Here is a 22,091-nt window from a genome sequence, read left to right as displayed (position 1 = left end):
CTTCTTCGGGGTCAGCATTGTCCCCTCGATCCGAGCTTTATCGCCGATCCCCTGCCTACGCACCGACACACATTTGATATTGAGCCCGGCTGCGAGCGACCCTTATAAATCATGTTTTCGCCATTGCTTTCTAAGGATCTTGCGATGGATAACGTGACCGTAAGCGCCAATGATCAGGTCGGCCCTTGCGTTGAAGTGATCGAAGTCTGCGGAGAATGGTTCGTCCGCGTGGTCAACGGCGACGAAGAGATATTCCGATCATTCGAATTGGAGGCATTCGCCCTGGCCTACGCAGAGGGCCAGCGAATACGTCTCGGGCTTGCTTATTTCGATCAGCTGTAGCGTTGAACGCCCGCTTTCTGCGGGTGATCATCGAGGACTCCACGTGATCATTGCCGCCCATAACGCGGGCCTCGGCACGACATGTCTAGGAGTTCGATGAGTTGGGCTCGCCTACGTCAGTCACGTCCGCGTCTGATGTGCGAAAATCCTCATAATCCACTGTCGCGACGACCGCACCGCTTGCATCCTTAGCTCGCACCGCCCAGCCGACCGGCGCTTCACCACGCGAGAGCGCGTCCTGCCACAGGTCGGCCGCAGAACGCCGGCATTCGGCCAAGACCGCTTGTAGCGTGGGAAACGAAAGGCCTGCGAGCTCCTGCACGTGACCCTTGTCCTGATACTCGAGGATATAAGACGCGTCGCGGCCCGATTCCGGCTGACTTCGCATCCTCGCGTCGTCGGCGGCGCTGGTTTCATCGAACGTGGCCGCGTGTAATAGCAGCACCTTTGCCTTCGCAATCAGTTGCACGTCATCGAGGGCGTTGTCATAGGCGAGCGAAACGGAAATCGCCTCGCCGCCTTCGCCCAGGAACCGCACTGTAGGGAAGGGTCCGTTTTCGACGACCGTTTCAAGAATCTGCATGGGATGACTCCAAGGCTTATTGGTCTTTCGGCTCAGTCCTTGACGTACGCCCCCGGCTGTCGCCCGCTCTTCGGAGCCTTGGCGTCCTTGGAATGTTCGGAAAGAGCGGGCCCGGCGCCGGAGACCTTCTGGGTGGACGGTGATGGCGTTGCAGGCTGTGATGGAGACTTGGATTGTGGGGCTAGGGGGTTCTCGTCCGAGGTTGTCATGTCGTTTTCTCCCATGTCATGAGTCAGGGATGAACTAGCCATCGACATGGAGGTTCCAGCGTCGTGGCATTTCCAGAAAACCGCTTAGTTTGCGAGAGCGAACCTTCGGCAATGGTCGAGATCCGCAAGCTCAGGAGTTGCGAGCAGATCTACGACGCTCGTCCATAACCACGACGGTGCCTTAGCGTTCGCGCTGGAGGCTTCCGACGGTTCGCGGGTCACAACTGCGCCAATCGGCGAGGTCAATCTGGCGGCCGTGCGCTTCGGCCAGATCGAACCGGGGCGGTATCGGAGCCGACGCTGCCGTTGTTCATGAACCGCTCGACGCACAATTCTATCCGCACGCCGGCGCTTCCATCTATGTTCTGAAATCGCCCCCAGCGGCTATCATCATAGACAACGATGGTCTCCGCAGTGGCCTTAATTTGGGCGGCCATTGGCCGACCATCGTCCTCGTAAGTGGCGCCGATCTCGTAGCCCATTACATCGCATAGTCGCGGATGGCATCTTCCTGGTTGCCGATCCAGTAGGTCTGGTGCTCTTTCGACGTGCCCAGATATTGGGCCGCACGCACCACTCGGGTACCTGAAGGAGCTTTTGGCATCGCTACAACCATCTGGCCGAAGTCGGCTTCTATCGCTCGGGTTAAAGGTTCCGACAGCATGCCATTCCGCACGCTCATCGGTGCGCGGCGCTAGCTTTTCAAGATGTGTTTGCACATATCCAATCAGATTCGCGGGTTGATGAAGCGTTCGGCCTCGTTGTGCCTAAAGGTATGGAGTGATATCCGATACCAAACAGCGGAATTGAGCAAACAGCTGGCCGCGATGGCACGTGAGGAACAGCACTGCCGTCTGCTCATGTTAGTGCCCAGTGTAGGCGCCACAGCCACCGCCTTTGCCGCAGCCGTGGAGGATCCGGCGAACTTCAGGAAGATGATTCCACCTTCCGCAATCCATAAGTTCGATCCCAGCGGTTTCCAGCATGGTCGCTCAGTCTAGTCCGCCAGATGGGCGCCTTCCACCCAACAAGGGCCGTAGCAGCGCGGTTCGCCGGCTGGGTTCCGCACGCGCCACCATGCGTTTGCGAGGAGTTAGGCCTGAATCGCAACAAGCGCTTTCCAACTGAGGTACACGCCAATTTGCTAATCGCGCCCATGAGGTCTACTCTGCTTGTATCGGCCGCCAGTGTTTTCGGATGCAGCCGACAGTGAGAGGTACATGCTCTTGCCCGTCAGGGAGAGCGCCGTGCCCCAATCCCTTCTTCGCAACCATGTATTGCAAGCCCTCTCGCCTGAGGATTTTGCGCTCTTACAGCCGTCAATGCATCACGTCGAACTGGGCGTCAAAGACCGACTGGAAGTCCCATATCAACTAATCGAGCATGTTTATTTTCCGGAGGCGGGAATCGCTTCGGTGGTCGCGGCCATGACGGGCGGCCGGCAAAGCGAAGTGGGCATCATTGGCCATGACGGCATGATGGGGGTTGCGGTTGTTCTCGGCCGGGACAGTTCCCCCAACGAAACCTACATCCAGGTCGCCGGCAAAGGTTGGTTGCTCCCGGTCGAAAGCCTTCGCGACGCGATTGAAGAAAGCCAGTCCCTTCGCGGCTCGCTGCTTCGCTACGCGCACGCGTTCCTGGTCCAGTTGTCCCGCACGGCACTTGTCAACGGCCATTCGAAAATCGAGGAACGGCTGGCCCGGTGGTTGCTTATGGTCGATGATCGTATGGAGGGCAACAGGATCTTACCTGACGCACGAGTTTCTGGCCACCATGCTTGGCGCCCGGCGCCCTGGCGTGACGATAGCCCTGCAAATGCTTGAATATCGGGGGCTGATCCACGCCAAACGCGGTGAGATCACCATTGTCGACCGGCCCGGAATGATAAAGCTGACGCACGGCGCCTATGGCGACGAAGAGCAACGTCACTTCGGCAGTGATTCCAGCTGATTGTCCGGAATCGGACACACCCTTACGGGTTGACGAATTGGTGCCATAAATCGTGTTCGTTTGGGTTCAGGGAGGAACTCACATGACCAACAGTTTTCACACCGTCACGGTTGAAAGGGCGGCCGACGCCTATGTCCGTTCCAGAGGCAAGGCCCGCTTCCTTTCCATCGCACAGGCAATTCGTGCCATTCGAACACTGCTTCCGGCGTGTAAGGCCACGGACCCCGAGCTGGAAGAGATACTGGCTGCGGCATGCATCCTCCACAGCATTCCTGTCGCTTTCGACGCAATGACTGCCGATCGCTCTGAAACACGGCTTCATTCATAGGCCCTGCAATGGCAGACGTCGCTCCGACGCTTACTTCATCGGACGTTCGCCAAACGGTTGTCCGTTACCTGCTTGATAATGTCAAAAATCCGAGCGTTCGATAGACGTGGTCATCCACGCCGTCGGAGAAAGGAGCTCTGCGAGCTAACGGATTGGGAACGGGGGGACTACATAGCTCGAAGCGCGATCGACGCGGGTCTTGCTGTGGAGTTCGATGCGGGGTTCCCTGATCGCTCCTCTAAAGCAAAGAGCTTGCTACCGGCCCTACGGCAAGGCGAACATTGCGAACCAAATTTCGGTCCCACAGTCCCGGTTCGCAGGCATTGGGGAGGCGCGGCGAGCGGCTAGGAACTACCGGCGTGGAATGAACCCCAGGCAACCGGCCGCATCAATTCGCTTACAAACGTCCGCTACTGATTGCTCAAAAGGCCGACTTCTCGGTCGTTCGAGCAAGCATTCTGATCTGCTTGAACCGGCCTTTCTCAACCACGTGCAAAGCCGTCACCGCGGCGATGTCGTCCTGCTTGGCATCCCAGTTGACGACGTCTGGGTATGCAATGCCACGATATTGGCTTTTCCGGAGCGCCGATATCACGCCCTGTCGGCTAAGCTGATTTGCGCGCTTGGCCAGCCTTATGGCCTCAAGCAACTGTGCCGCAGCGTCATAGCAGTTTACGGCATAGTTCTTGAGGGGACCGAAGCGATCCGTATAGCGTTGAGCAAATTCCCGCGACCCTTGGACGACACCAATTTCCGGACAGGCTGAGAGGACGAGGACGCCCTCATCCTGCTCGGCCGCCTGGCCGGCGGGCTCTAGGAAATTCCAACCATCCCAGCAACCGTCCCCGGTCGCGAGCAAATGCCGTACCCTCGCCGCCCGCATTGCCTTTAGCAACGGCGCGCCCTCGAATGTGCCGCCGTAGAACACCAGGTCGATATTTTTGGGAAAGCTGCCGACCAACGCGCCGAACTCGGTGGTTCCTTCCTCTACAGCGATGTCCTGCACAACACCGCCTCCGCGGCGCCGAAAGGCGTGGACAAACTCGTCGGTCATACTTTGTCCGTAGACGGTGTTGGTTCTGACCACGACAGCGCACCGTTTCCCCATTTCGGCGGTCAGATGGTTGGATATGGCGGACGCGGTAACGTCGTCGCGGTTTGTGAACCGAAACACATTGTTCCAGCCCGAATCCGTTAGCTTCGGGTTGGAAACGATGGGTGAAATCAGCGCCATCGACGCATCGCAATAGCGCTGCGCCACGGCGAGCGTGACGTTGCTGTTGTAGTGCCCAACAATGCCCAGCACGCCCTGATCAGCGATCAAGCTTGACGCCACCTTGGCGCCCTCGGCCTCGTCGCCTTTGTCGTCGCGCCGGATCGCCTCCAACAAGATACCCTCAGCCCTTTCGTTGGCATCCTCGACCGCCAGTTCAACTGCCTGCGCCATCTCGATCCCGAGATAAGCAGGACGTCCCGTAAGCGGGGCGACGACCCCGATCCTTACCCTTTTGCGATCGCCGTTGCTGTTTTTCGTGGCGTCGACCATGAGTTACCTCCTTGTGAGTGGAATTGCGGTTGGCAACCAGCAGGCAGGCCACGGAGGCAACAACCAGAAAGCCTCCGATCAGGGTGGTTGCGGTGATCTCCTCGCCAAGAAATGCCGAGCCGAGGAACATCGCAATCACGGGATTGACGAACGTGTAGGTCGCGACAAGGGCGGGCGAGATCTTCTTGAGCAGCCAGATGTACGAACCGAACGCCATCACCGTGCCGGCGAGCGTGAGGTAGCTCCAGCCAAGGAAGGATGACAGGGAAATCTGCGCCACGGCTCCAATCGGTTCGCCTCGCGCCGCGCTCAACAGCATCAGTGCTGCGCCGCCGGTGACCAATTCGCGGCCGGCAAGTGCCACCGAGGAACCCTTGTTGTTGTGGCCTTCGGCAATGAGCGTGCCAAGCGCCCAAGAAGCGGACGCCATCAGCAAAAGCAGGATGTCGGACAGTTGGAGCCCTGCGGGACCGGCAACGCTTCGCCATGCAACAAGGACGACTCCGAGCAAGCCGGGAAGCAGCAGTAAAATGGTCCTGACAAGAGGCTGGTCCGATCTGCCGAGAATGCTTCTTCCGACGATGATCCAGAATGGGATCGTCGCCAGGAGCAAGGCTGCAAGGCCGGACGGCATGCGCTGCTCGGCATAGGCCAACACACCGTGACAGCCGACGAAGAACAGCACCCCACAGAGGCTTGCGCGGAGCCAGGACCGGATCGAACCGCCGTCGTCGGCTTTGGCCCTCGAATGCGCCAGCAAGATCACTCCGCCGACAATCGAGCGCGTGCCCATCAACGCAAAGGGTGGGATGGTTTGGACAGCGACCGCAAGGGCGAGATATGTCGAGCCCCATATGAGATATATGGCGGCAAAACCGCATACGATCGTAAGCTTTTCTCTTGAAGAAGCGGTCATCGAACTTATAACCATCTAATAGGTTAGGTAAGGTTAAGCGGCATGAGCCCGATTGGTTCCACGACCTCTCCAAAACCACGTGCCACGCGCGTTGCGGAGCGCCATCTGGCGAACGAGGATCTGGCGATCCGCTTCGTGAACACGGCGGCCTGGAGGTTGCGTTCGGACGTTGAAGAACGGCTCCCCAGCCCGGAAGCTCTGCTGGACTGGTTTCACGCCAACGACCTGGTTTCCCGTGGCGAACGAACGGCGTTGCAGCGGGCGTGGAAATCCGATGTCGAGGCTGCCAACTCCCTTTATGAGAGCGCGATCGCTTTGCGCGAACTGATCTACAATCTGCTGATTGCGCGGATCGATGGCCAGACGCCTCGCACCAAGGACCTTGAGGCCTTCAACCATTTCCTGACCGCTGGTGGGGTAGGCGCAACCCTCGCTTGGCGGGCAGGCGACTACGCTTGGCGCGCGACGAAGGGAGTGGGGAGCCTTCTAACTCCGATAACCCTGTCGGCTGCTGAGCTCCTGACCGGGATCCGCTCTGGCAAAATCAGGCAGTGTCAGGATGAGAGAGGGTGCGGCTGGCTTTTTGTCGACGAGAGCAGAGCGCAGAATCGCCGATGGTGCTCGATGGGAGATTGTGGAAATCGTGCGAAGGCGCATCGCCACTATCAGCGAGCAAAGGGGTATGCCCTGAAGTCGGATTAGCCGACCTGCTCGACGGAATGCGTACGCGCCGGTAAAGGCTTGACAAGAGATTTGGCGGAGACCGATGGATCGAGCCAGGCAGCCCAGTCTTTCCGGCCGAGGATGACGATCTGCCGGTCATGATTGGAGACAATGTCTGGGCCGAGAATGCTTCGCCCTCATCCGTCGTCTCGCGCCAGATGCCGGCAATGCGCGTCGCGCTTGTTGGACAGCCATTTGTCCTTGCGCTTTTTTAGGATAGCGCCGCCGGTTTCAGACGCAGCGGCACACGGCCATGTCGAATTGTTGCATTCAAACGATTTGCGACGCGATCTTCGCATCCTCACCCTCGTGATCGTGAGGATATGATGGGATCGCCCGACCATGCGGTCGAAAGCATTCGAGGGAAGAAATGGAACGTTCGCGGAACGGCATCCGGCAATACACTGACATTCCATTCGAGGCTGAAAGTTACGCCCGCTCCTAGGCAGGCGGCCAGGCGTTCCGGCTCGCGTCGAGGTCGCGGAAGATAAGAAGTGCGCCTGACTGTCTGACAATTACTTCTCGGAAGGGTCCCGGATGTCTTCCTTGCTGACGAAATAGTCGCTTGCCACCGCAAGCACGGCCAGGAAGGTGGCGCCATATCGCGCGAAGCCGAAGGCCTCAGCCGCGGCAATCTTTGCGCCGCGCTTATGCTCACTGACAAATTGGGCCGCCGCGTCCCGAATTTCGTCGGCAGCCTCGCCGAACAGCGCGTGCTCTTTGGCAGTCGGCGGAAAGGCCCGGCCAATGATATGGCCAACCAACACCCCTACCGCCGAGCCGGCGATCATCTTGGCTCGATCGAGATTGGCAACGGCGCGACGCTTGCCAGCATGATAACCGCTTGACCTTGCATCGGCATCTCCGTCGCTTGTCACCGTCGCCGTGGTTACTTCGACACGCCCAGCAGCGACTTTTCCGTCAGCACTCCTTCGTCCCGCATCAAAAACGGCGACTGCGCCCAATGCAACGGCGGCCGCTATTCCGCCATTCTCCTGGACCGCATCCGAGATGCCCCCGAGCGCCGTGGCAACTTTCTGTTTGGCGTAGTGTGTGGAAACGTCGGCCAAATGTCTGGGTTGCAGCCGGCGGCTCACCTCGCTTACAGGGCCGAACAGTGCTTGCCGTTCAGTTCGGCTCTGCACCAGGATGTCCCTAATCTCATTGCTGGGTTGAGCCATAGCGTATTCCCTGCTTCAAGGCCGCGAGGTCAGTCCGCACCTGATTGACTGTCTCGACGGGCGTAATGGTCCATCCGGTCAGCGCGCGCTTGGCCAGATAAAGGGAGATCAAACCTCCCGCGATCAAAACAAGGCCGACGATCAGACAGGCGAGCATCGGACCTACCCCGAAGGAGATCATCGCAAGGATGAGACACTGAACCAGAGCGAACGCCGCCAGCGCAAAAAACACGGCCGCCGCCATTCCACATGCGCCCGAAGAAACCAGCGTGGTGGACTTCGCTCGCATTTCCGCCTCGAGGAGGCGCAAGTCTAGGCGCATCAACGAGCCAAATTGGCTTACCGCTTGGCCGAACACGCTTCCGAAGGGCCGGTGGTCCGTTCCATCATCCATGCCAATGATCCTTCTCAGGACCGATCGGAACTTCGCATGATCCGCGTCAGGACCACGCCGGCTAGAATGCCGATCCCGAAAAAGGCGGCAGGCTGGCGCTGCGCGAATTTCGTGACGGAATCGAGCAACTCGCCGACGTTGCGGTCCCTGATATCGGTAGAGATACGCTCGACACCTTCGGCCGCCGTGCGCACCATGCTTGCGACCTGGGGCGATTGCTTTTCGATGCCGTCTGCCGCGTCCTTCACGGAATGGGCGATATTGGCAATAGCATCGGCGCCCGCCGTCTTGTTGGACTCGACTGCTTCCTTGAAGGCGCCCGCGGCATCAGCGGCGACAGACCCTGCATAATCTTTGGCATCACTCGAAACGGAGGCGGCGGCATTCTTCAGATGCGACGCGGTCTCCGCCGCACTTGTCTTAAGCTTGCCGAGAGCTTCTTTCCTGGTCTCGGCACGCTCGGCGTCCTCATTGCCCCAGCCGTTCTCGTTGGCGTTACCTGGTCCCGGAAAGTCGTCTGTGGTTGGCGTGTCCATGATATTTCACTCCTGTGTTCCTAGGAATTGAACTTCGCCACCATGAAGCGGTTCCTGCCCCCGACAAAAAAGCCTATCGTGCATTCGCCGCTAACCGGATTACCGCAGTCGCTGGACGCGATCACCGGCGCTCGTCCGCCCTTTTCTGCCAGTCGCATCGCTCGTCCTCACCAGCATCAGTGCGCAGTGCGCTAAGGCAGAACGTTTGAACGTCCACCTCCGCTAGTTGACGGCCAGTCGTAGAAACGTTTGGAACTGGGTTGCCACCGCCCACACCACCGTGCCAGCAGCTGTCGAGAAACGTGATCGGCTGGATCCGCTCGGGCAACTTGGGGTGGGGGGCCGGATCCGCACGTTCGCGCTGGGTGCGAAACTTTCTTACGTCTCCCAGGCCGAGGACGGTGGCCGACCCGGACTTAGGCACTAGCGGTGGGTCGGCGTCGCCGTGACAGCGACCCGGTCGAGCGCAACCTCTAGGGTGGTCGTCAGGTCGCCGCCGACCGTTTGAAAACGATGGTAACCCTGGTCCCTTCGTCGGCGCTGGATTTCACTTCGAAGTGCGCTTTGGCGTTTTCGGTCAAGGAGTGCGCGATGAGTGCGCCAAGCTTGCCGGGCTTCGGCCAAGTCTCACCCTGCGGCAAGCCAACTCCGTCATCGGCGATAGTGATGCGGCATCCTTCGCCATCGACCACGCTGTGAAGCGTTATCGTGCCGCCTTCTCGTCCCTTGAAGCCGTGTTTGAGCGAATTCGTCAGCAGTTCGTTCACCACCAGGCCAGTCGGCATCGCAACGTTGACGGAGACGGGATAGGTATCCACTTTCATGTCCAAGCGTATGCCTTCGACGGCATGCGAAGCCATTACCGCAGATGCTATCTGGCTGAGGTAGATGCCGAGATCGACCTCATCTTCCTGCTCGTCGTTCGACAGCGCCTGGTAGAGTATCGCAAGAGCGTCGACGCGCCCGGCCAACCTCTCGAACCGTTTCTGATCAGGCTCCGCCGCATTGCGGGTCTCCAGTCGGATGAGTGCGGTGATCATCTGGAGATTGTTCTTTACCCTATGCTGCAGTTCCCGCAGCAATGTATCCTTCTCGCGGACACGCTCCTCGATCGAGGGCGCCTCCTCGCCGTGAGAGGATACGTCCACCAAGGCGACCAGCCGAAAACAGGTCTTGCCATCATCGTCCACTATCAAATTTGAATAGGCGTCAACGACTGCTGGTCCGTCGGCGCCGCGTTCAAGGCGGAAAGTACCGACAAAATCCGTTTCGTTGACAACGCATTCGGCCAGCGCCTTGTCTTTCTGCTGACGGATACCAGTCCCCGACAGCGCTGCCCAGTTTTTTCGCGCCAGACTGGCGGCCTTCAGGCCGGAGAGCTTTTCGAATTCCGGATTGGCATAGACGACGCGTTCCGTTTCGATCAGGTCTGAAACTGCGATCGCAATAGGCACCTGGTCGAGGAACTTCTTGAACTGTTCGCTCTCCAGCGCCGTGGCCAGTTCTGGCGTATCGAGCAGCTGCTCGACCGCCTCGGGCTTCCCTGTATCCGATGTCATTTTAACGCCTACGCCGTAAGGATAGGTCATCAGTATCAGCGATGGAGCAGATAGGCCACCGCCGAAGCGCGGCCACCTAGAAGAGGTCAATATGCCGGGACCAGCCTCGTATCGCGTAGCGGCAAGGCCATCGTGAACCGCAGACCGTCAGGGCGATAGTTCAACTCGACCTTGGCTTGGCACTGCACAGTCACGACTTTCTCCAGCAGTGTCGTCCCGAAGCCGCGCCTTCTTGGGGGCTCGACCTTCGGCCCGCCCATTTCAAGCCACTCCAGATTGAGGATTCGCTCGTCTTGCGAATTGCTCAACGACCACCGGACTTCGAGACGTCCGGTGGGGCGGGACAACGCACCATATTTCGATGAGTTGGACGCAAGTTCATGAAAGGCCATCCCGATCGGGATGGCGATATCGGCGACCAGGGCGACGTTTGGCCCTTCAAGCACAACACGCGACCTGTCGCTCGTATCGTAGTGGCGCAGCTCCGACTCCAGCAGCTTGTGCAAGGAGGCCATCTGCCAATAGTCATCGGTGAGCATCGAGTGCGTGTCGGCGAGAGAGACGATCCTGGCGGAGAAATCGCGCACGAAATCATCGACGCTTCCGCTCGACTTGGCGGTCGCACCCATCATAGCTCGGACATTTGCCAGCGTGTTCTTGACGCGATGATGGAGCTCCCTGATCAGCAGTTTCTGCCGGTCAGCGACCTCTTGCTTCTCTTCAATATACGACTTGACCTCGAGCTGACGGGCGCGGGCGCGCAGAGCCGAGCGTACCGAATTTGCCAGGCTCGACGCCAGAAAAGGCCTCTCGAGAACGATCAGATAGCGGTCCAGAAAGGCCAGGCGCTTGTCGATCTCCGTTCCCCGCATCGTCAGCAGCACGATCGGAAAATCGGACCACGCCGGTTGAAGATTGAGCCAGGATGCGAACTGATTTCGATCAGAACTGATCAAGGCTTCTTCGGTAACCAAAAAGCACTGGGCTTGGTCCAACAGCGGTACTGCTTCGTCGAGGGTGGCGCAGATGTGAGACTTGATCCCGTTCTCCGCGAGGATTGTCGACGCGACCTTCGCGTCGCGCCCGACTGGTGCCAATACGAGCACACTGCAGTCTGAAGGCATCACGAGGCCTTGTCTTGCAGCAGGTTGCCTTGCTTTCCCTCGTAGGTGGGCACGCCAGTCAGGATCCCCCGAAACTCCTCCAATGGTTCACCGACGGCCAGCCCGGTCGCGCTTATCTTGAATTCGCGAATGGTGTCCTCATGCGGCCCGGCGCGTTTCTTGACCACGGAAATAGCCCGTCTCAGACGGCCGCCGCTTTCGAAGAAGCGCAGGAGCATTAAGGAATCGCAGAGATAGGTCATGTCTACGGGGGCTGACATTTGACCGATCACTCCATGATTGGCCAGCAGCAGGATCGTCACAACGCCTTTCTGATTGAGATATGTCAGGATCTCGTGCATCTGCAGCACAAGATGCTGTTCCTCCGACATCGCATTGAGGTACCCGGTCAAGCTGTCGATGACGACGATCCGCGCATTTGACCGCTCGACAGCCGACTGGATGCGCGACGACAATTCACCGGGCGACAATTCCGCCGGATCGATCTGTTCCAGCAGCAAACTGCCATTGTCGGCGAACGGGCCCAGATCCATGCCGAGGCCCGACGCGCGCGCCAGGAATATCCGCTTGGTTTCATCGAACAAAAGCACCAACACATGTTCGCCCCGCTTGAGAGCGGCATGGCAATAGCTGCACGCGATGGTTGACTTGCCGACACCAGAAGGTCCCATCAGAAGCGTGCTGGTGCCGCGGTCAAGCCCGCCACCCAAGAGCGTGTCGACAGAACTGTTGCCGATGGCGGGCGTTCCAGGCTCGGCCAGCTCATGTTCGGAGGCAACCAAGCGAGGAAATACCGTCACGCCGCCGGGTCGAATGACGAAGTCGTGGAAGCCGCCGCGAATTTGAACGCCGCGCATTTTGATGACGCGCAGCCGCCGCCGCTCTCCGCCATAGATTGGCGAAAGCTGTTCCATCCGGATGACGCCATGACTGATGGAATGCAGGTTGAGATCGTCATGTTCGGCAGTGAGATCGTCAAGGAGAAGCACCGTTGCATTGTTGAGCAGGAAAAAGCTTTTCAACGCCAGGACCTGCCGTCGATAGCGTAACGATCCCTGTGACAAAAGACGTATTTCCGACAGGGAATCGAACACCACGCGATCCGGCTTTATGCGCTCGATCTCGGCAAGCGCGGACTGCACAGTTTCACCGAGTTCCAGATCGGAGGAATGAACCAGAGTCTGTAACTGCGACGGATCGAGGCTCAGCTCCGGCGGGACCAGCTCGAGGATTTCGACACCTTCAAGAGAAAACCCATGCCGTTGCGCGACCGAGTGCAGTTCACGCTTGCTTTCGGACAGCGTTATGTAGAGGCATTTCTCGCCATCTGTCGCGCCTTTGATCAGAAACTGCAGACCAAGTGTGGTCTTTCCTGAACCAGGCCTGCCCTCTACAAGATGTGAGCGGAATTTTGCATAGCCGCCTCGCAGGACGTAGTCGAGGCCTTCCACGCCAGATGATATTGGTGAAGCGTCCTCTTGATCCACGTTGTCCCCACACGCCTTTGGTGACCTCCTTAACGGATAGCATTTTCAATAGTTCCCTCTTGAAAAGAGAGGGTGACGGCCCCTTTCCCACCCGTCATGTTGTCGGGGCTGTAGCGCAGTGCGGCTGCAAATTCTTACGTTCTCAGCGCGGTGATGGCTGGGGAACCTCGTTCTCGCGAGCCCGTTATGCCTCACCAATGAGGTCCCAGGCTTGAGAGAACCAATTCCAGACATCGAGCGCGGGCCCCTCGGGAATCACTGCCCTCCCACGCCGCCTCGGATCGGCAGTGCTTCCGCACAAGGCAAGAACAGGCTTATTGCGGGCATGCTAGTCGCCTGCCTCGTTCTCGGCTTTGGGCTGCTCGCCGAGGAAGTCCTGGAAGGCGACACAACCAAATTTGATCTGGCCATTATGTCGGCCCTTCGCGCAGCCGATCCCGCCTATCCGATCGGTCCGCCCTGGCTTCAGGAAGCCGCCAGGGATGTGACCTCACTCGGCAGCGTGGTGTTTCTTGGCTTCGTGTTGCTGGGAGCGGCTGTTTATCTGCTTCTGGTCCACAAGCGGGCTCTGGCCATTTGGATGGCGGTAGCGGTGGGCGGCGGCGAACTGCTTGGCACGATCCTCAAGCTGAGCTTCAACCGGCCCAGGCCGGAGATCCCTCATGTCACGCGAGTATTCACGGCAAGCTTCCCGAGTGGACATGCAATGCTTTCGGCGATCACGTTCCTGACCGTAGGGGCTCTGCTTTCACATGCAAGTCAGGATCTGCGCCTCAAAGTGTATTTCATGGCGCTCGCCTTGTTTCTGACGGTGGCCGTTGGCATAAGCCGGGTCTACCTCGCAGTCCACTATCCAACGGATGTATTGGCAGGGTGGTGCGTTGGCTCTGGCTGGGCGATCCTGTGTTGGATAGTCGCTTTGTGGTTTCAGGAAAGACCAAAGCGGGGACCAAAGACTTGAAGGTTATGGCGCTCATCAACAAGGGTGCCGGCGCTGCGGTGCGCAAGGGCGACATAGCGAGAGCCGTGCGGGATGCGTTCGCCGAACGTGGCGTCGAGGTGGATGTGCGATTGGTAGACGGGCGAGAGGTTGGAGAACTCGCTCGGCGTTTCGTTGCCGACAATAAGTCGACTTCCGATCATGGATCGAGATTGGTGGTGGGCGGTGGCGACGGCACTCTCGGCACCGCTGCCTCGGCGCTGGCGGGGACGAATCTGGTTCTCGGTGTTCTTCCGCTCGGCACATTGAACCACTTTGCCAAGGATTTGGGTGTGCCGCTCGATCTGACGGCGGCGATCGATACAATCGCGACAGGCACACCTGTCGCAGTCGATGTCGCCGAGGTCAACGGCCGCGTGTTTCTCAACAATTCATCGATCGGGATCTATCCGTTCTTTGTGGCAAAGCGCTCAGCCGAGCAGCGGCACCGCGGATTTGGCAAGCTTGCCGCCATCGGCCCCGCCCTCATGAGAACGGTGAGATTCGCCACGTGGCAGGCTGTTCACGTTTCTGCCCAGGGCGCTCGCGAAAGACTGCGGACTCCTTGCGTGTTTGTTGGCAACAATTTCTACGACGTCGCCAATCTTGGCCACCGCCGCAGCCTCTCGTCAAAAGAACTATGCATTTATGTCGTTAAGCAACAGTCCTGGTTTGGGCTGGCATTGCTTCCGTTCAAAATCGCATTCGGCGTGATAGATTCGACCCGAGATCTGGAAACCTATAGGGCTACTTCACTTCAAATCACATCGCATCGCCGCGCCATGCTGGTTTCTCTGGACGGCGAAGCCGTCCGTATGGACATGCCCCTGAATTTTCGGATTCGACCGGCGGCCTTGCAGGTCCTTGCGCCTGACCAAAACGACAAAGACGAGTGGCCATAACTGAAAGCGGAGAAATTCAGTGAAGACCCTCGTCCACCTTTCGGATTTGCACTTCGGAAAAACAGAGAGCCAGCTCGTGGACGCGATCGCGGCTGAGGTTCGTGCCGTCGATTTTGATTTGCTCGTCGTGTCGGGAGATCTGACGCAGCGCGCCCGGAAAGACGAATTCCTGCAGGCGCGGGCTTTCCTTGACTCTCTTCCCGGCCCCCGCATCGTGGTGCCCGGCAATCACGACGTGCCGCTCTGGAATGTCTTTGCGCGTGCCGTGACACCTCTGGCACGTTACAGGCGCTACATCGAGGCGGACACGGACCCATTCTACGCCGATAGCGAAGTCGCTGTCGTCGGGATCAACACGGCACGATCCCTGACAATCAAGGACGGCAGGATCAACGTCCGCCAGCTAGAGGCGGCGAGGGACAAGTTGGCAAATATGTCCAATAACGTTACCCGGATAGTGGTGACGCACCATCCTTTCGAAGGACTGGACCTGGAAAACGACGACGGAATCGTTGGCCGCGCGGATCTGGCAATGGATGCCTTCTCGCGCAGCGGCGTAGACGTCATATTGTCTGGCCACCAGCATCTTCATCGCGCCGGTTCGAGCGCACGGCGCTACCTAATCGACGGCTATGCGGCACTGCTTATTCAAGCGGGGACGGCGGTTTCGTCCCGGGTACGCCATGCTGCAAATTCGTTTAACATCATTCGCGTCGAGCATCCGAGGATCTCCGTCGAATGCCGGGCATGGCAGTCTTCGCGTTCCGGGTTCGAAACCTCGGCCAGCTATTCCTTTCGGCAAGGTCCAGGCGGGTGGGAACCTGCTTGAATGGCGGCTGGGGGAGAGCGCCAACATTCCCAGTATCGACATACCGCTAAAGCTGAGATTCGATGGGTAGGTACCTGACCAGGGCGGCCAGGATACGGCGGGACCATGCTGCCTCGGGTTCGCGAGTATAGGTTTGAGGTCTGCCTTCATCGCTGCCATGCCAGCGCAGAACCTCGTTCTTCAGTTCGAGCCGGTAGCTTGCTTCCGGCGCTATCTCGGATTTGAACCGGTGCCGGAGTTCCGCGACCAACGTCTCGTCTTCAAAAAGCACTCCCATTTCCGAATTCAACGATACGGACCGCGGATCGAAGTTGAAGGATCCCACGAAACCGATCCTGTTATCGACGCTGAACGCTTTTGTGTGCAGGCTGGCACCCTTTGATCCAAATACAGAAATTTTGGGCTGCCTTCTAAAGGGCTGAAGCTCGAAGAGCTGCACGCCCTTTCTGAGCAAGCGCTTGCGATAGTTGGCGTAGGCCCCGTGTGCGGCAGCGACATCGGTCGCGGCCAAGGAGTTGGTCAAAACAGCGACCTGCACCCCGTCGTCCACGAGGTCGCCGAGGATTTTTGAACCCTTCTTGCCGGGGATGAAATATGGCGACACGATTTCCACACGCTTGCGCGCCGACTGAATGATTGGGAGCAACTCCTTCATCAGCCAACCACACGGTCTCCAGCCTCGCACCTTTTCCGGAGGGTCAGAGATCACGCGCGCGCCCTCGACCCAATGAACGTCGCTGCTGGCCGCTATGAACCCGGCGATGGAGCCCTTGTCTCCGATACCGCTCAGGAGCGTCGACTCGGTTTCCTCCTCGCTTCCTTCGAAATAAGGGGAATACGAACCCGGAGCGGTTGCACCGAGTTCACCTATTGGCTTGGCGTCCTGGCATGCCCAGAAAGTCTGGAAGATCTGTGCGGTTTGCTGGACGGCAGGACCGAGGAGCAGCATGTCGAGGTCACGAAAATTCGTCTCCGCCGCGTCAAAATAGGCATCGCCGATATTACGTCCACCGACGATGGCGATGTTGTCGTCGGCGATCCACGCCTTGTTGTGCATCCGCCTGGTCAATGCAAAAATCCGCAAGAGGACTTCCGCGCCTCGCATCACGCCGCGTGCTCTGATGCCGCTCGGGTTGAACAATTTGAGTTCCATGTTTGGATGGTTGCTCAGCGCCAAATAAGCTGCATCGCTCTTGCGCGGATTGACGTCGTCGAGCAGCATTCTGACGCGTACGCCCCGCTGCGCGGCGCGGACAACTTCCTGTAGAAGCAAGCGCCCAGTAAGGTCGTCATGCCAGAGATAATACATGAGATCGAGAGTGCGAGCCGCACTCCTTGCCGCTAAGACACGCGCGGCGAACGCATCGTAATTGTCAGAGATCATAAGCAGGCCACTCTTACCGGCTTTGATTCTGTCGGCCGTTGTTGGCGTAACCGAGACGTTCATGGATTGACCAAATTCGGAGGAAAACGAGGCGCTGTTTAATGAGACTAAGAACCCGCGAGCCCTGATCTGGTTGCAGGGGGCCCTTTGAGCCTGCACGAAAGGTCGAATGCAGCTATACTAGCACTAGCGTATAGCCAGCCGGCGTCCCGTCGTTTAGGCCCGGCGTCCTACTGGTAGGCGCCGGGCCGCATTGCCGGTGAAAGCGTTACTCAAGGACCGCACCTGCCCTTGCGGTGGCCTCGGGCGCATGTTTGCCTGCCCAAGTCGCCCGTTCCATCCGATGAACGGAGCATCATTGCCCGTGGTATCGCCGGTTGGCGACATGAGCTTCTATGGTCTCGCGGAGGGCATCCGCCGGCATCAGAAAACGCTCGATCTCTGGCCATTGGGTGTCTCCGTTTTGAGGGCTCCCCGCAACTGCGCGGATTATGTCCTTCGCTTGCCTGCCATCAGCTCCAGGTTGTGAAGCGGATTTACAGATAATTGAGCATGTTTGGCGCATCATGATCAGCGGAAATGCAAGTAGCTCGTACATGGCCAAGGCCTCGGCGCTCCCCGCTTCGCCGGGGCCTTTTGCGCGCTTATGCCATGCTGCCAGGCGCCCTGACCTGGCACCTTGCTTAGGCCTTTGTCCTCCTGGACCGGCCCGGGGCGAGGAAGCCATCCCTTATCAGGTCCAACGCGTCGAGCGCGTCTTCATCCAACAAGTTTGTCAAGGGCACTCCACCCACGCGCACAACCTTGTTGTTGTCTATGTCGTAGACCTCCCAGAGCCCATCACTGACCCTTCGGATTGCGTGCCGCCTCTCCATAAGGAGTCTCTAATAAGCGAGTCGCCGAAGCGCCAGCAAGAAAACTCGATCCAAAGAGTTAACGGTGGAAAACCATGCTCGCTTTAGGCCTGACCGAAGCCCGCCCCGGACAGTTTTGCCCCCATCCGAGGCGGGCTGGTTGGAAGCTGATGGAGACAGCCTCCTCGCCTTGGCCCACGGGGATCAAAACCAAGGCAAATTCAGAACTTCAGTTGGCGAAGAATGTTCCGTTGGAGGCATGCGCTGCCGCCACACAGTTCGATAGCGGGATTTGCGCCACAGCGGTGCGGCAATAACCTGTCAGAAAGCGGCTGTTTGGAGCCCGGAAAGCGCACTGATCGAAGATGCAACCCTGAGACTGCACAAGGCGTTGAGACATTTCCTTGAAGGAATGCACGCCCGCGCCTCTCAGAAAATCGGCCCCAGCCCGCTTGGAGTCCCGGCGATCTCAATTCGGTGCTAGGTTACCGACCGCATCAGCGCGGTGAACAACACTATTGCAACCTAATGAACGTGGAAGCCTGTCTGAACAAGCCCGCCGTCGAAATCACAAGGCGAAAACCGCTATCAGTGAGGTGATGGCGACGGAAATGGGCACGGCCAGGAGCAAGCCAGCTTCAATGAACCGATTTTCTTTCTCGTTGAACATCCAATCTTCCGGCGCCAAGCTGAAGTCCACGGGTTCGCTCGCCCCCGGGGAGACGAGCGAACCCTTATCAGCGCAGGAAGGGACATAACTGCGCCGATTCGGAAAGTCGCGATGGTTGACTTCAGCCAAGAGATATTCCGATCACGAGGGAGATAATGGCCAACAGAACGCGCTTGACCAACGCTCCTATCAATAGATTTTTCCTTCAGTTCCGGCTCACAACTTCCGCAAAAGGGGACCGTTCCAAGCCGCACCGTCTGCAAGACCATTGCCGAACGTGGCCAGACATATGTCCAACCGAACCCCAGACCGAAGTCCACCAAGGGGAACGATTGCGTCAGCGCCAAGTTGGCTATTGAGCTTCGACACCACCAGTCGGAGCCACTCTCACGAGGAGCCCAATATGGAATTGCATCTGTCTGCTGCAGCCGCGGCATTTCTTCTGCTCACAGGCGTCGGCGTCGCGGCGGCCGAGGATATCATCATTCAGCCCGAGCAGGACACGGTGATCCGCGAATATGTGAAGAAGCAGCCGCTCGCGTCGGTAAAGGTCCCCGGAGTGGAACTCAATATCGGCACGGCTCTACCCGATACAGTCGAGCTTCGCGAAGTCCCCAACGTCAAATACCGTTATGTCGTGATCGACAACCGGACTGTTCTGGTCGATCCAGGCACCCACAAGATCGTCAAGGTCTACGACTGACCTTCCTGGCTCAAGCCCGTCGTCTCGTGGCGGCGGGCTTCAAAATGCAAGATCTCGCAAAATCCCATGCTCTGAAAGCGCGCGTTGCGAACCGTAGGCAGAGCACGACGATGTTCACCAGCTTGCCGCTAGCTCATTCCTGCCACTGTCATAAAGCGGTCCAGCCGCCCGCTTTTATAGCTTCGCTTGCAACGAGGAAACACCATGGCTTCGACAGCAGCGTTAATCTGGTACCTGGTAATAGCCGGTCCGCAGGGTGGCATGGCAATCTTGCCTGGCAGTTTCGACAAGCGTGAACAATGCATGGCGGCCATCGCCGAATACCAGAGGCAGCCGACGCCGTCGGGCTGGACCTTGCAGTGCATCCCCAGCGCTTCACCATTTACCAACAACGGATCCGCGGAATAGCGCCAGGTGGTCAAGGTCGGGCAGTGCTTTCTCAGACTGAGGCAGCGATCGATGATCCGGGTAACGGCTCGAACCACATTGCGGAGATGAATTGGTGACGGAATCGCCAGCGGAACCAGTGGCCAGCGACCAAGTTTTTGCTGCCAAGGAGACTATTCATGCTCAAATTGTTGATCCAGATCGGCATCGTATATGCAGCGTTCAGGATTGGTGAAAGCGTCGGGCGTCTCGATAGCGGTCCTCGCCGTTGGCCGCGCGATCAAATCACCGCTGGAGGAACTAGACGCAGGGCTGGGGCACGCTGATTTCGCAACACGTTCTCCGCGTTCGAGTGGGTGGAGGTCCAGGAATGGCTTTGATTATTGGTATCGCGTTGCTTTGGGGGTTCTGTTCTCCGTGCTTTTCGTTACTCATGCCGCGCCTGAGGCTACGCCGGTCCCTGCACGATCAAGGGTCCCGATAGGTCTGCTTGGCACCTTCGTGAGGCCGCCGATTTTGGATGAATGTCGGCGATGTGTCGCGTCGCCAAATAGGCTGGCAGTTTCGAGCGGTTTTTGCGCCAGTCGAAACCATGGACAGGTTTTCGGCTGGCTTGCCAGCTCGCAGGGGCAACGGAACAGCTACGCCGTTCAAGGCGTTGAGAGGTTCAAGCCCGGGCATGAGGAAGCGCATTGCGGAAGCGTTCGTCGGCAACCCACAGCGGTCAAGGGAAGCATTGGCCGCACATTGGAGCGTAGTCGAATGTGGTGGACAGCGATGGGGTTAGCCCTGTGACTTCGAAAGCGAGACGGAGTCAGAAGCTGCCCGCCACAGAGGCGTCTTTAATCGATGAAGAAGCGGCCAGTCGCGCGGCCTTAACAACGGAAGAGAGTAAGGCAGCTCTGAGATCGGAGGAGGGAGACCGCGGACGCGACGCGGCTTGGCCATCCCAGATACCTGCGCTTGGTTGGAAAGATATCTTCTGGCGCTTATGGGAAGAATTCAACAAGGACCGGGTTTTGCTCGTTGCGGCCGGCGCCACGTTCTACCTGCTTCTGGCACTGTTTCCGGCCTTGGCCGCTTTCATTTCAATTTACGGCTTTGTCGCGGACCCGGTTTCGGTTGCCGACCATATTGCCTATCTCGGCGGATTGCTTCCGTCGGGCGGGCTAGACCTCATTCGCGAACAGCTTCAAGCCTTGGCCAGGCAAAAACCCGGCGCTCTCGGCATCGGTTTCTTCATCGGCCTTGGTATCGCGCTTTGGAGTTCCAACAGCGGCATGAAGGCACTCTTTGATGCCATGAATATCGCCTACGAGGAACGGGAAAAACGCAGCTTCATCACGCTCAACCTAATGTCGATCCTGTTTACTGTCGGCGCGTTGTTGATCGGCATCGTGCTGTTGCTCACGGTGGGCGTCGTTCCCGCGCTTTTGCGCTATTTCTATCTGGATGCGTGGACGGAGACGTTAATAGCAGCAGCCCGGTGGCCGGTCTTGGTCTGCGCGATGCTGACCGGAATTTCTCTGCTTTATCGCTTCGGACCAAGCCGCGAACGTGCCAAATGGCGTTGGCTGAGTTGGGGCTCTTTGATTGCGACCGTTGCGTGGATCGCGGCGTCGTGGCTGTTTTCATTCTATTTGCAGCATTTCGCCAACTACAACGCCACATACGGATCGCTCGGCGCCGTAGTCGGTTTAATGATGTGGACGTGGATTTCCGTCATCATCCTTATCGCCGGCGCCGCGATCAATGCCGAGATGGAGCATCAGACAGCGATTGATTCCACTACCGGCCTGCCCCTGCCCATGGGCAAACGTGGCGCGGTCGTAGCGGACACTTTGGGCAAGACCGCAAAATGACTGGCATCACTTTTCTGCCTTGCCACGAATTCTCTGCGAAGGGTTAACGCGCCCACCGGATGGCGAGGATCAGGGCCTGGAATCGGTTTCCTCTTCTGATGGTTGCCGCCCGTCTGATTGGTGAGTCTTGTCTTCCACCTCATTCACGGGGCGCGTCAGGCCACCGCCAGGCTTGGGCTTCTTGTTTGCGGCCGCGTCCTGAGAGGACGCGTTCGAAGAGTCGACGCCGGTCTTTGCCGGATATTTTGTGGCCCCGGTTTCGCGATGGTTTTCGTTGTCACGCATGCCTTTGGTCCTCCGTGATCAACGATAACCGCCCCCGTCAGTGCCAGTTCCGCTGCAGATGGAACATTCTCTACGGCTGGTCGGTTGGCCAGGAAGACCATTCCCTGCCAGACAAACTGGTGCGCAGCCCAGGTCGGCAAACCCCTCTGCTGACCGGCAGACATGCCGCCCAAACCAGAGCCCAATAAAGAATCGCTGCTAGATGCGCCGGCCTGGACATCCGACGTGCGAGAGCCTGACCCGGATCCCGCACGAACTTCCATTCTCCAATCCCGACAAGAACCGAATCCCGCGAAGGGAGCATTGCAATGAGCGGTGATTAGGTGCTGGCTGTCTTTGCGGTGCGGCTCGCTTTTGG

At 58.5% G+C, this 22,091-nt stretch carries 25 protein-coding genes and 1 pseudogene; 11 read left to right on the top strand and 15 right to left on the bottom strand.

Annotated elements, in window-relative coordinates:
• Positions 1–144 precede the first annotated feature (144 nt).
• Positions 145–342, top strand: coding sequence for a hypothetical protein (locus tag FJV83_RS29660; protein ID WP_095790029.1), 198 nt, complete (start codon positions 145–147; stop codon positions 340–342).
• 85 nt (positions 343–427) lie between these two features.
• Here the strand turns inward: FJV83_RS29660 and FJV83_RS29655 are convergent, their stop codons facing one another.
• From FJV83_RS29655 to FJV83_RS37790, 3 genes are all read right to left on the bottom strand, one after another.
• The gene (locus FJV83_RS29655; protein WP_142885352.1) at positions 428–925 is read right to left on the bottom strand and encodes a hypothetical protein; all 498 of its coding nucleotides are present in this window, start codon (positions 923–925) and stop codon (positions 428–430) included.
• A gap of 451 nt (positions 926–1,376) precedes the next feature.
• Positions 1,377–1,616 carry a hypothetical protein gene (locus FJV83_RS37795; RefSeq protein ID WP_179301131.1) on the bottom strand — a complete coding sequence of 80 codons (240 nt, stop codon included), beginning with the start codon at positions 1,614–1,616 and terminating at the stop codon, positions 1,377–1,379.
• Positions 1,616–1,816: a hypothetical protein gene (locus FJV83_RS37790; RefSeq protein ID WP_179296077.1), complete on the bottom strand. Its 201-nt coding sequence runs from the start codon at positions 1,814–1,816 to the stop codon at positions 1,616–1,618. Before FJV83_RS37790 ends, FJV83_RS37795 begins: the two co-directional genes overlap by 1 nt.
• A gap of 538 nt (positions 1,817–2,354) precedes the next feature.
• Here FJV83_RS37790 and FJV83_RS29635 point away from each other — a divergent pair.
• The 3 genes from FJV83_RS29635 (at position 2,355) to FJV83_RS29630 (ending at position 3,412) form a co-directional block, all read left to right on the top strand.
• On the top strand, positions 2,355–2,957 hold the full coding sequence (locus tag FJV83_RS29635) for a Crp/Fnr family transcriptional regulator (protein WP_348643989.1): 603 nt from the start codon (positions 2,355–2,357) through the stop codon (positions 2,955–2,957).
• On the top strand, positions 2,854–3,084 hold the full coding sequence (locus tag FJV83_RS37785) for a helix-turn-helix domain-containing protein (protein ID WP_348643987.1): 231 nt from the start codon (positions 2,854–2,856) through the stop codon (positions 3,082–3,084). The genes FJV83_RS29635 and FJV83_RS37785 overlap by 104 nt, the downstream gene beginning before the upstream one ends.
• Before the next feature lie 82 nt (positions 3,085–3,166).
• Complete coding sequence (locus tag FJV83_RS29630) at positions 3,167–3,412, top strand: hypothetical protein (RefSeq protein ID WP_142877488.1); 246 nt, start codon at positions 3,167–3,169, stop codon at positions 3,410–3,412.
• Positions 3,413–3,833: 421 nt separating this feature from the next.
• On the opposite strand, the gene FJV83_RS29620 is transcribed toward FJV83_RS29630, so the two are convergent.
• On the bottom strand, positions 3,834–4,958 hold the full coding sequence (locus tag FJV83_RS29620; RefSeq protein ID WP_246689027.1) for a branched-chain amino acid ABC transporter substrate-binding protein: 1,125 nt from the start codon (positions 4,956–4,958) through the stop codon (positions 3,834–3,836).
• On the bottom strand, positions 4,843–5,874 hold the full coding sequence (locus FJV83_RS29615; protein ID WP_142877487.1) for an EamA family transporter: 1,032 nt from the start codon (positions 5,872–5,874) through the stop codon (positions 4,843–4,845). The genes FJV83_RS29620 and FJV83_RS29615 overlap by 116 nt, the downstream gene beginning before the upstream one ends.
• A gap of 42 nt (positions 5,875–5,916) precedes the next feature.
• On the opposite strand from FJV83_RS29615, the gene FJV83_RS29610 reads away from it, so the two are divergent.
• Positions 5,917–6,576, top strand: coding sequence for an ABATE domain-containing protein (locus tag FJV83_RS29610; RefSeq protein WP_245437850.1), 660 nt, complete (start codon positions 5,917–5,919; stop codon positions 6,574–6,576).
• On the opposite strand, the pseudogene FJV83_RS37235 reads toward FJV83_RS29610, so the two are convergent.
• The 7 genes and pseudogenes from FJV83_RS37235 to FJV83_RS29575 all read right to left on the bottom strand — a co-directional run.
• A pseudogene (locus FJV83_RS37235) lies at positions 6,573–6,809 on the bottom strand (SOS response-associated peptidase); the annotation flags it as partial. The gene FJV83_RS29610 and the pseudogene FJV83_RS37235 overlap by 4 nt on opposite strands.
• A gap of 303 nt (positions 6,810–7,112) precedes the next feature.
• Positions 7,113–7,778, bottom strand: coding sequence for a hypothetical protein (locus tag FJV83_RS29600; protein ID WP_142877486.1), 666 nt, complete (start codon positions 7,776–7,778; stop codon positions 7,113–7,115).
• Positions 7,759–8,172, bottom strand: a complete 414-nt coding sequence (locus FJV83_RS29595; protein ID WP_095790024.1) for a phage holin family protein — start codon at positions 8,170–8,172, stop codon at positions 7,759–7,761. Before FJV83_RS29595 ends, FJV83_RS29600 begins: the two co-directional genes overlap by 20 nt.
• Before the next feature lie 14 nt (positions 8,173–8,186).
• Positions 8,187–8,708: a hypothetical protein gene (locus FJV83_RS29590; protein WP_142877485.1), complete on the bottom strand. Its 522-nt coding sequence runs from the start codon at positions 8,706–8,708 to the stop codon at positions 8,187–8,189.
• Between the two features lie 485 nt (positions 8,709–9,193).
• Positions 9,194–10,267, bottom strand: a complete 1,074-nt coding sequence (locus FJV83_RS29585; RefSeq protein WP_142877506.1) for a histidine kinase dimerization/phosphoacceptor domain -containing protein — start codon at positions 10,265–10,267, stop codon at positions 9,194–9,196.
• An 86-nt stretch (positions 10,268–10,353) separates the two neighbouring features.
• A complete protein-coding gene (locus FJV83_RS29580) occupies positions 10,354–11,394 on the bottom strand; it encodes a sensor histidine kinase (protein WP_142877484.1) in 1,041 nt (346 codons plus the stop codon).
• A complete protein-coding gene (locus FJV83_RS29575; protein WP_095790020.1) occupies positions 11,391–12,878 on the bottom strand; it encodes an ATPase domain-containing protein in 1,488 nt (495 codons plus the stop codon). Before FJV83_RS29575 ends, FJV83_RS29580 begins: the two co-directional genes overlap by 4 nt.
• Positions 12,879–13,203: 325 nt before the next feature.
• On the opposite strand from FJV83_RS29575, the gene FJV83_RS29570 reads away from it, so the two are divergent.
• The 3 genes from FJV83_RS29570 to FJV83_RS29560 are packed head-to-tail and all read left to right on the top strand — an operon-like array spanning position 13,204 to position 15,588.
• Complete coding sequence (locus FJV83_RS29570) at positions 13,204–13,839, top strand: phosphatase PAP2 family protein (protein ID WP_245318236.1); 636 nt, start codon at positions 13,204–13,206, stop codon at positions 13,837–13,839.
• Between the two features lie 5 nt (positions 13,840–13,844).
• Positions 13,845–14,759, top strand: a complete 915-nt coding sequence (locus tag FJV83_RS29565; RefSeq protein ID WP_246689026.1) for a diacylglycerol kinase family protein — start codon at positions 13,845–13,847, stop codon at positions 14,757–14,759.
• A gap of 19 nt (positions 14,760–14,778) precedes the next feature.
• On the top strand, positions 14,779–15,588 hold the full coding sequence (locus tag FJV83_RS29560) for a metallophosphoesterase (protein WP_142877482.1): 810 nt from the start codon (positions 14,779–14,781) through the stop codon (positions 15,586–15,588).
• A 46-nt stretch (positions 15,589–15,634) separates the two neighbouring features.
• Here the strand turns inward: FJV83_RS29560 and FJV83_RS29555 are convergent, their stop codons facing one another.
• Complete coding sequence (locus tag FJV83_RS29555) at positions 15,635–17,035, bottom strand: phospholipase D family protein (RefSeq protein WP_142885353.1); 1,401 nt, start codon at positions 17,033–17,035, stop codon at positions 15,635–15,637.
• Between the two features lie 1,359 nt (positions 17,036–18,394).
• Complete coding sequence (locus tag FJV83_RS29545; protein ID WP_142877480.1) at positions 18,395–18,625, bottom strand: hypothetical protein; 231 nt, start codon at positions 18,623–18,625, stop codon at positions 18,395–18,397.
• A gap of 274 nt (positions 18,626–18,899) precedes the next feature.
• On the opposite strand from FJV83_RS29545, the gene FJV83_RS29540 reads away from it, so the two are divergent.
• From FJV83_RS29540 to FJV83_RS29530, 3 genes are all read left to right on the top strand, one after another.
• The gene (locus tag FJV83_RS29540; protein ID WP_142877479.1) at positions 18,900–19,199 is read left to right on the top strand and encodes a DUF1236 domain-containing protein; all 300 of its coding nucleotides are present in this window, start codon (positions 18,900–18,902) and stop codon (positions 19,197–19,199) included.
• A 204-nt stretch (positions 19,200–19,403) separates the two neighbouring features.
• Positions 19,404–19,607 (top strand): hypothetical protein, encoded by a 204-nt coding sequence (locus FJV83_RS29535; protein ID WP_095774617.1) that lies wholly within the window; start codon positions 19,404–19,406, stop codon positions 19,605–19,607.
• Positions 19,608–20,377: 770 nt separating this feature from the next.
• Complete coding sequence (locus FJV83_RS29530) at positions 20,378–21,448, top strand: YihY/virulence factor BrkB family protein (protein WP_095774691.1); 1,071 nt, start codon at positions 20,378–20,380, stop codon at positions 21,446–21,448.
• A gap of 69 nt (positions 21,449–21,517) precedes the next feature.
• On the opposite strand, the gene FJV83_RS29525 is transcribed toward FJV83_RS29530, so the two are convergent.
• Positions 21,518–21,733, bottom strand: a complete 216-nt coding sequence (locus FJV83_RS29525; protein ID WP_095790014.1) for a hypothetical protein — start codon at positions 21,731–21,733, stop codon at positions 21,518–21,520.
• Positions 21,734–22,091: the final 358 nt, after the last annotated feature.

The sequence above is a fragment of the Mesorhizobium sp. WSM4307 genome, assembly GCF_007003945.1.
In the GTDB taxonomy this organism is placed as follows: domain Bacteria; phylum Pseudomonadota; class Alphaproteobacteria; order Rhizobiales; family Rhizobiaceae; genus Mesorhizobium.
This window is presented reverse-complemented; position numbering and strand designations above follow the sequence as displayed.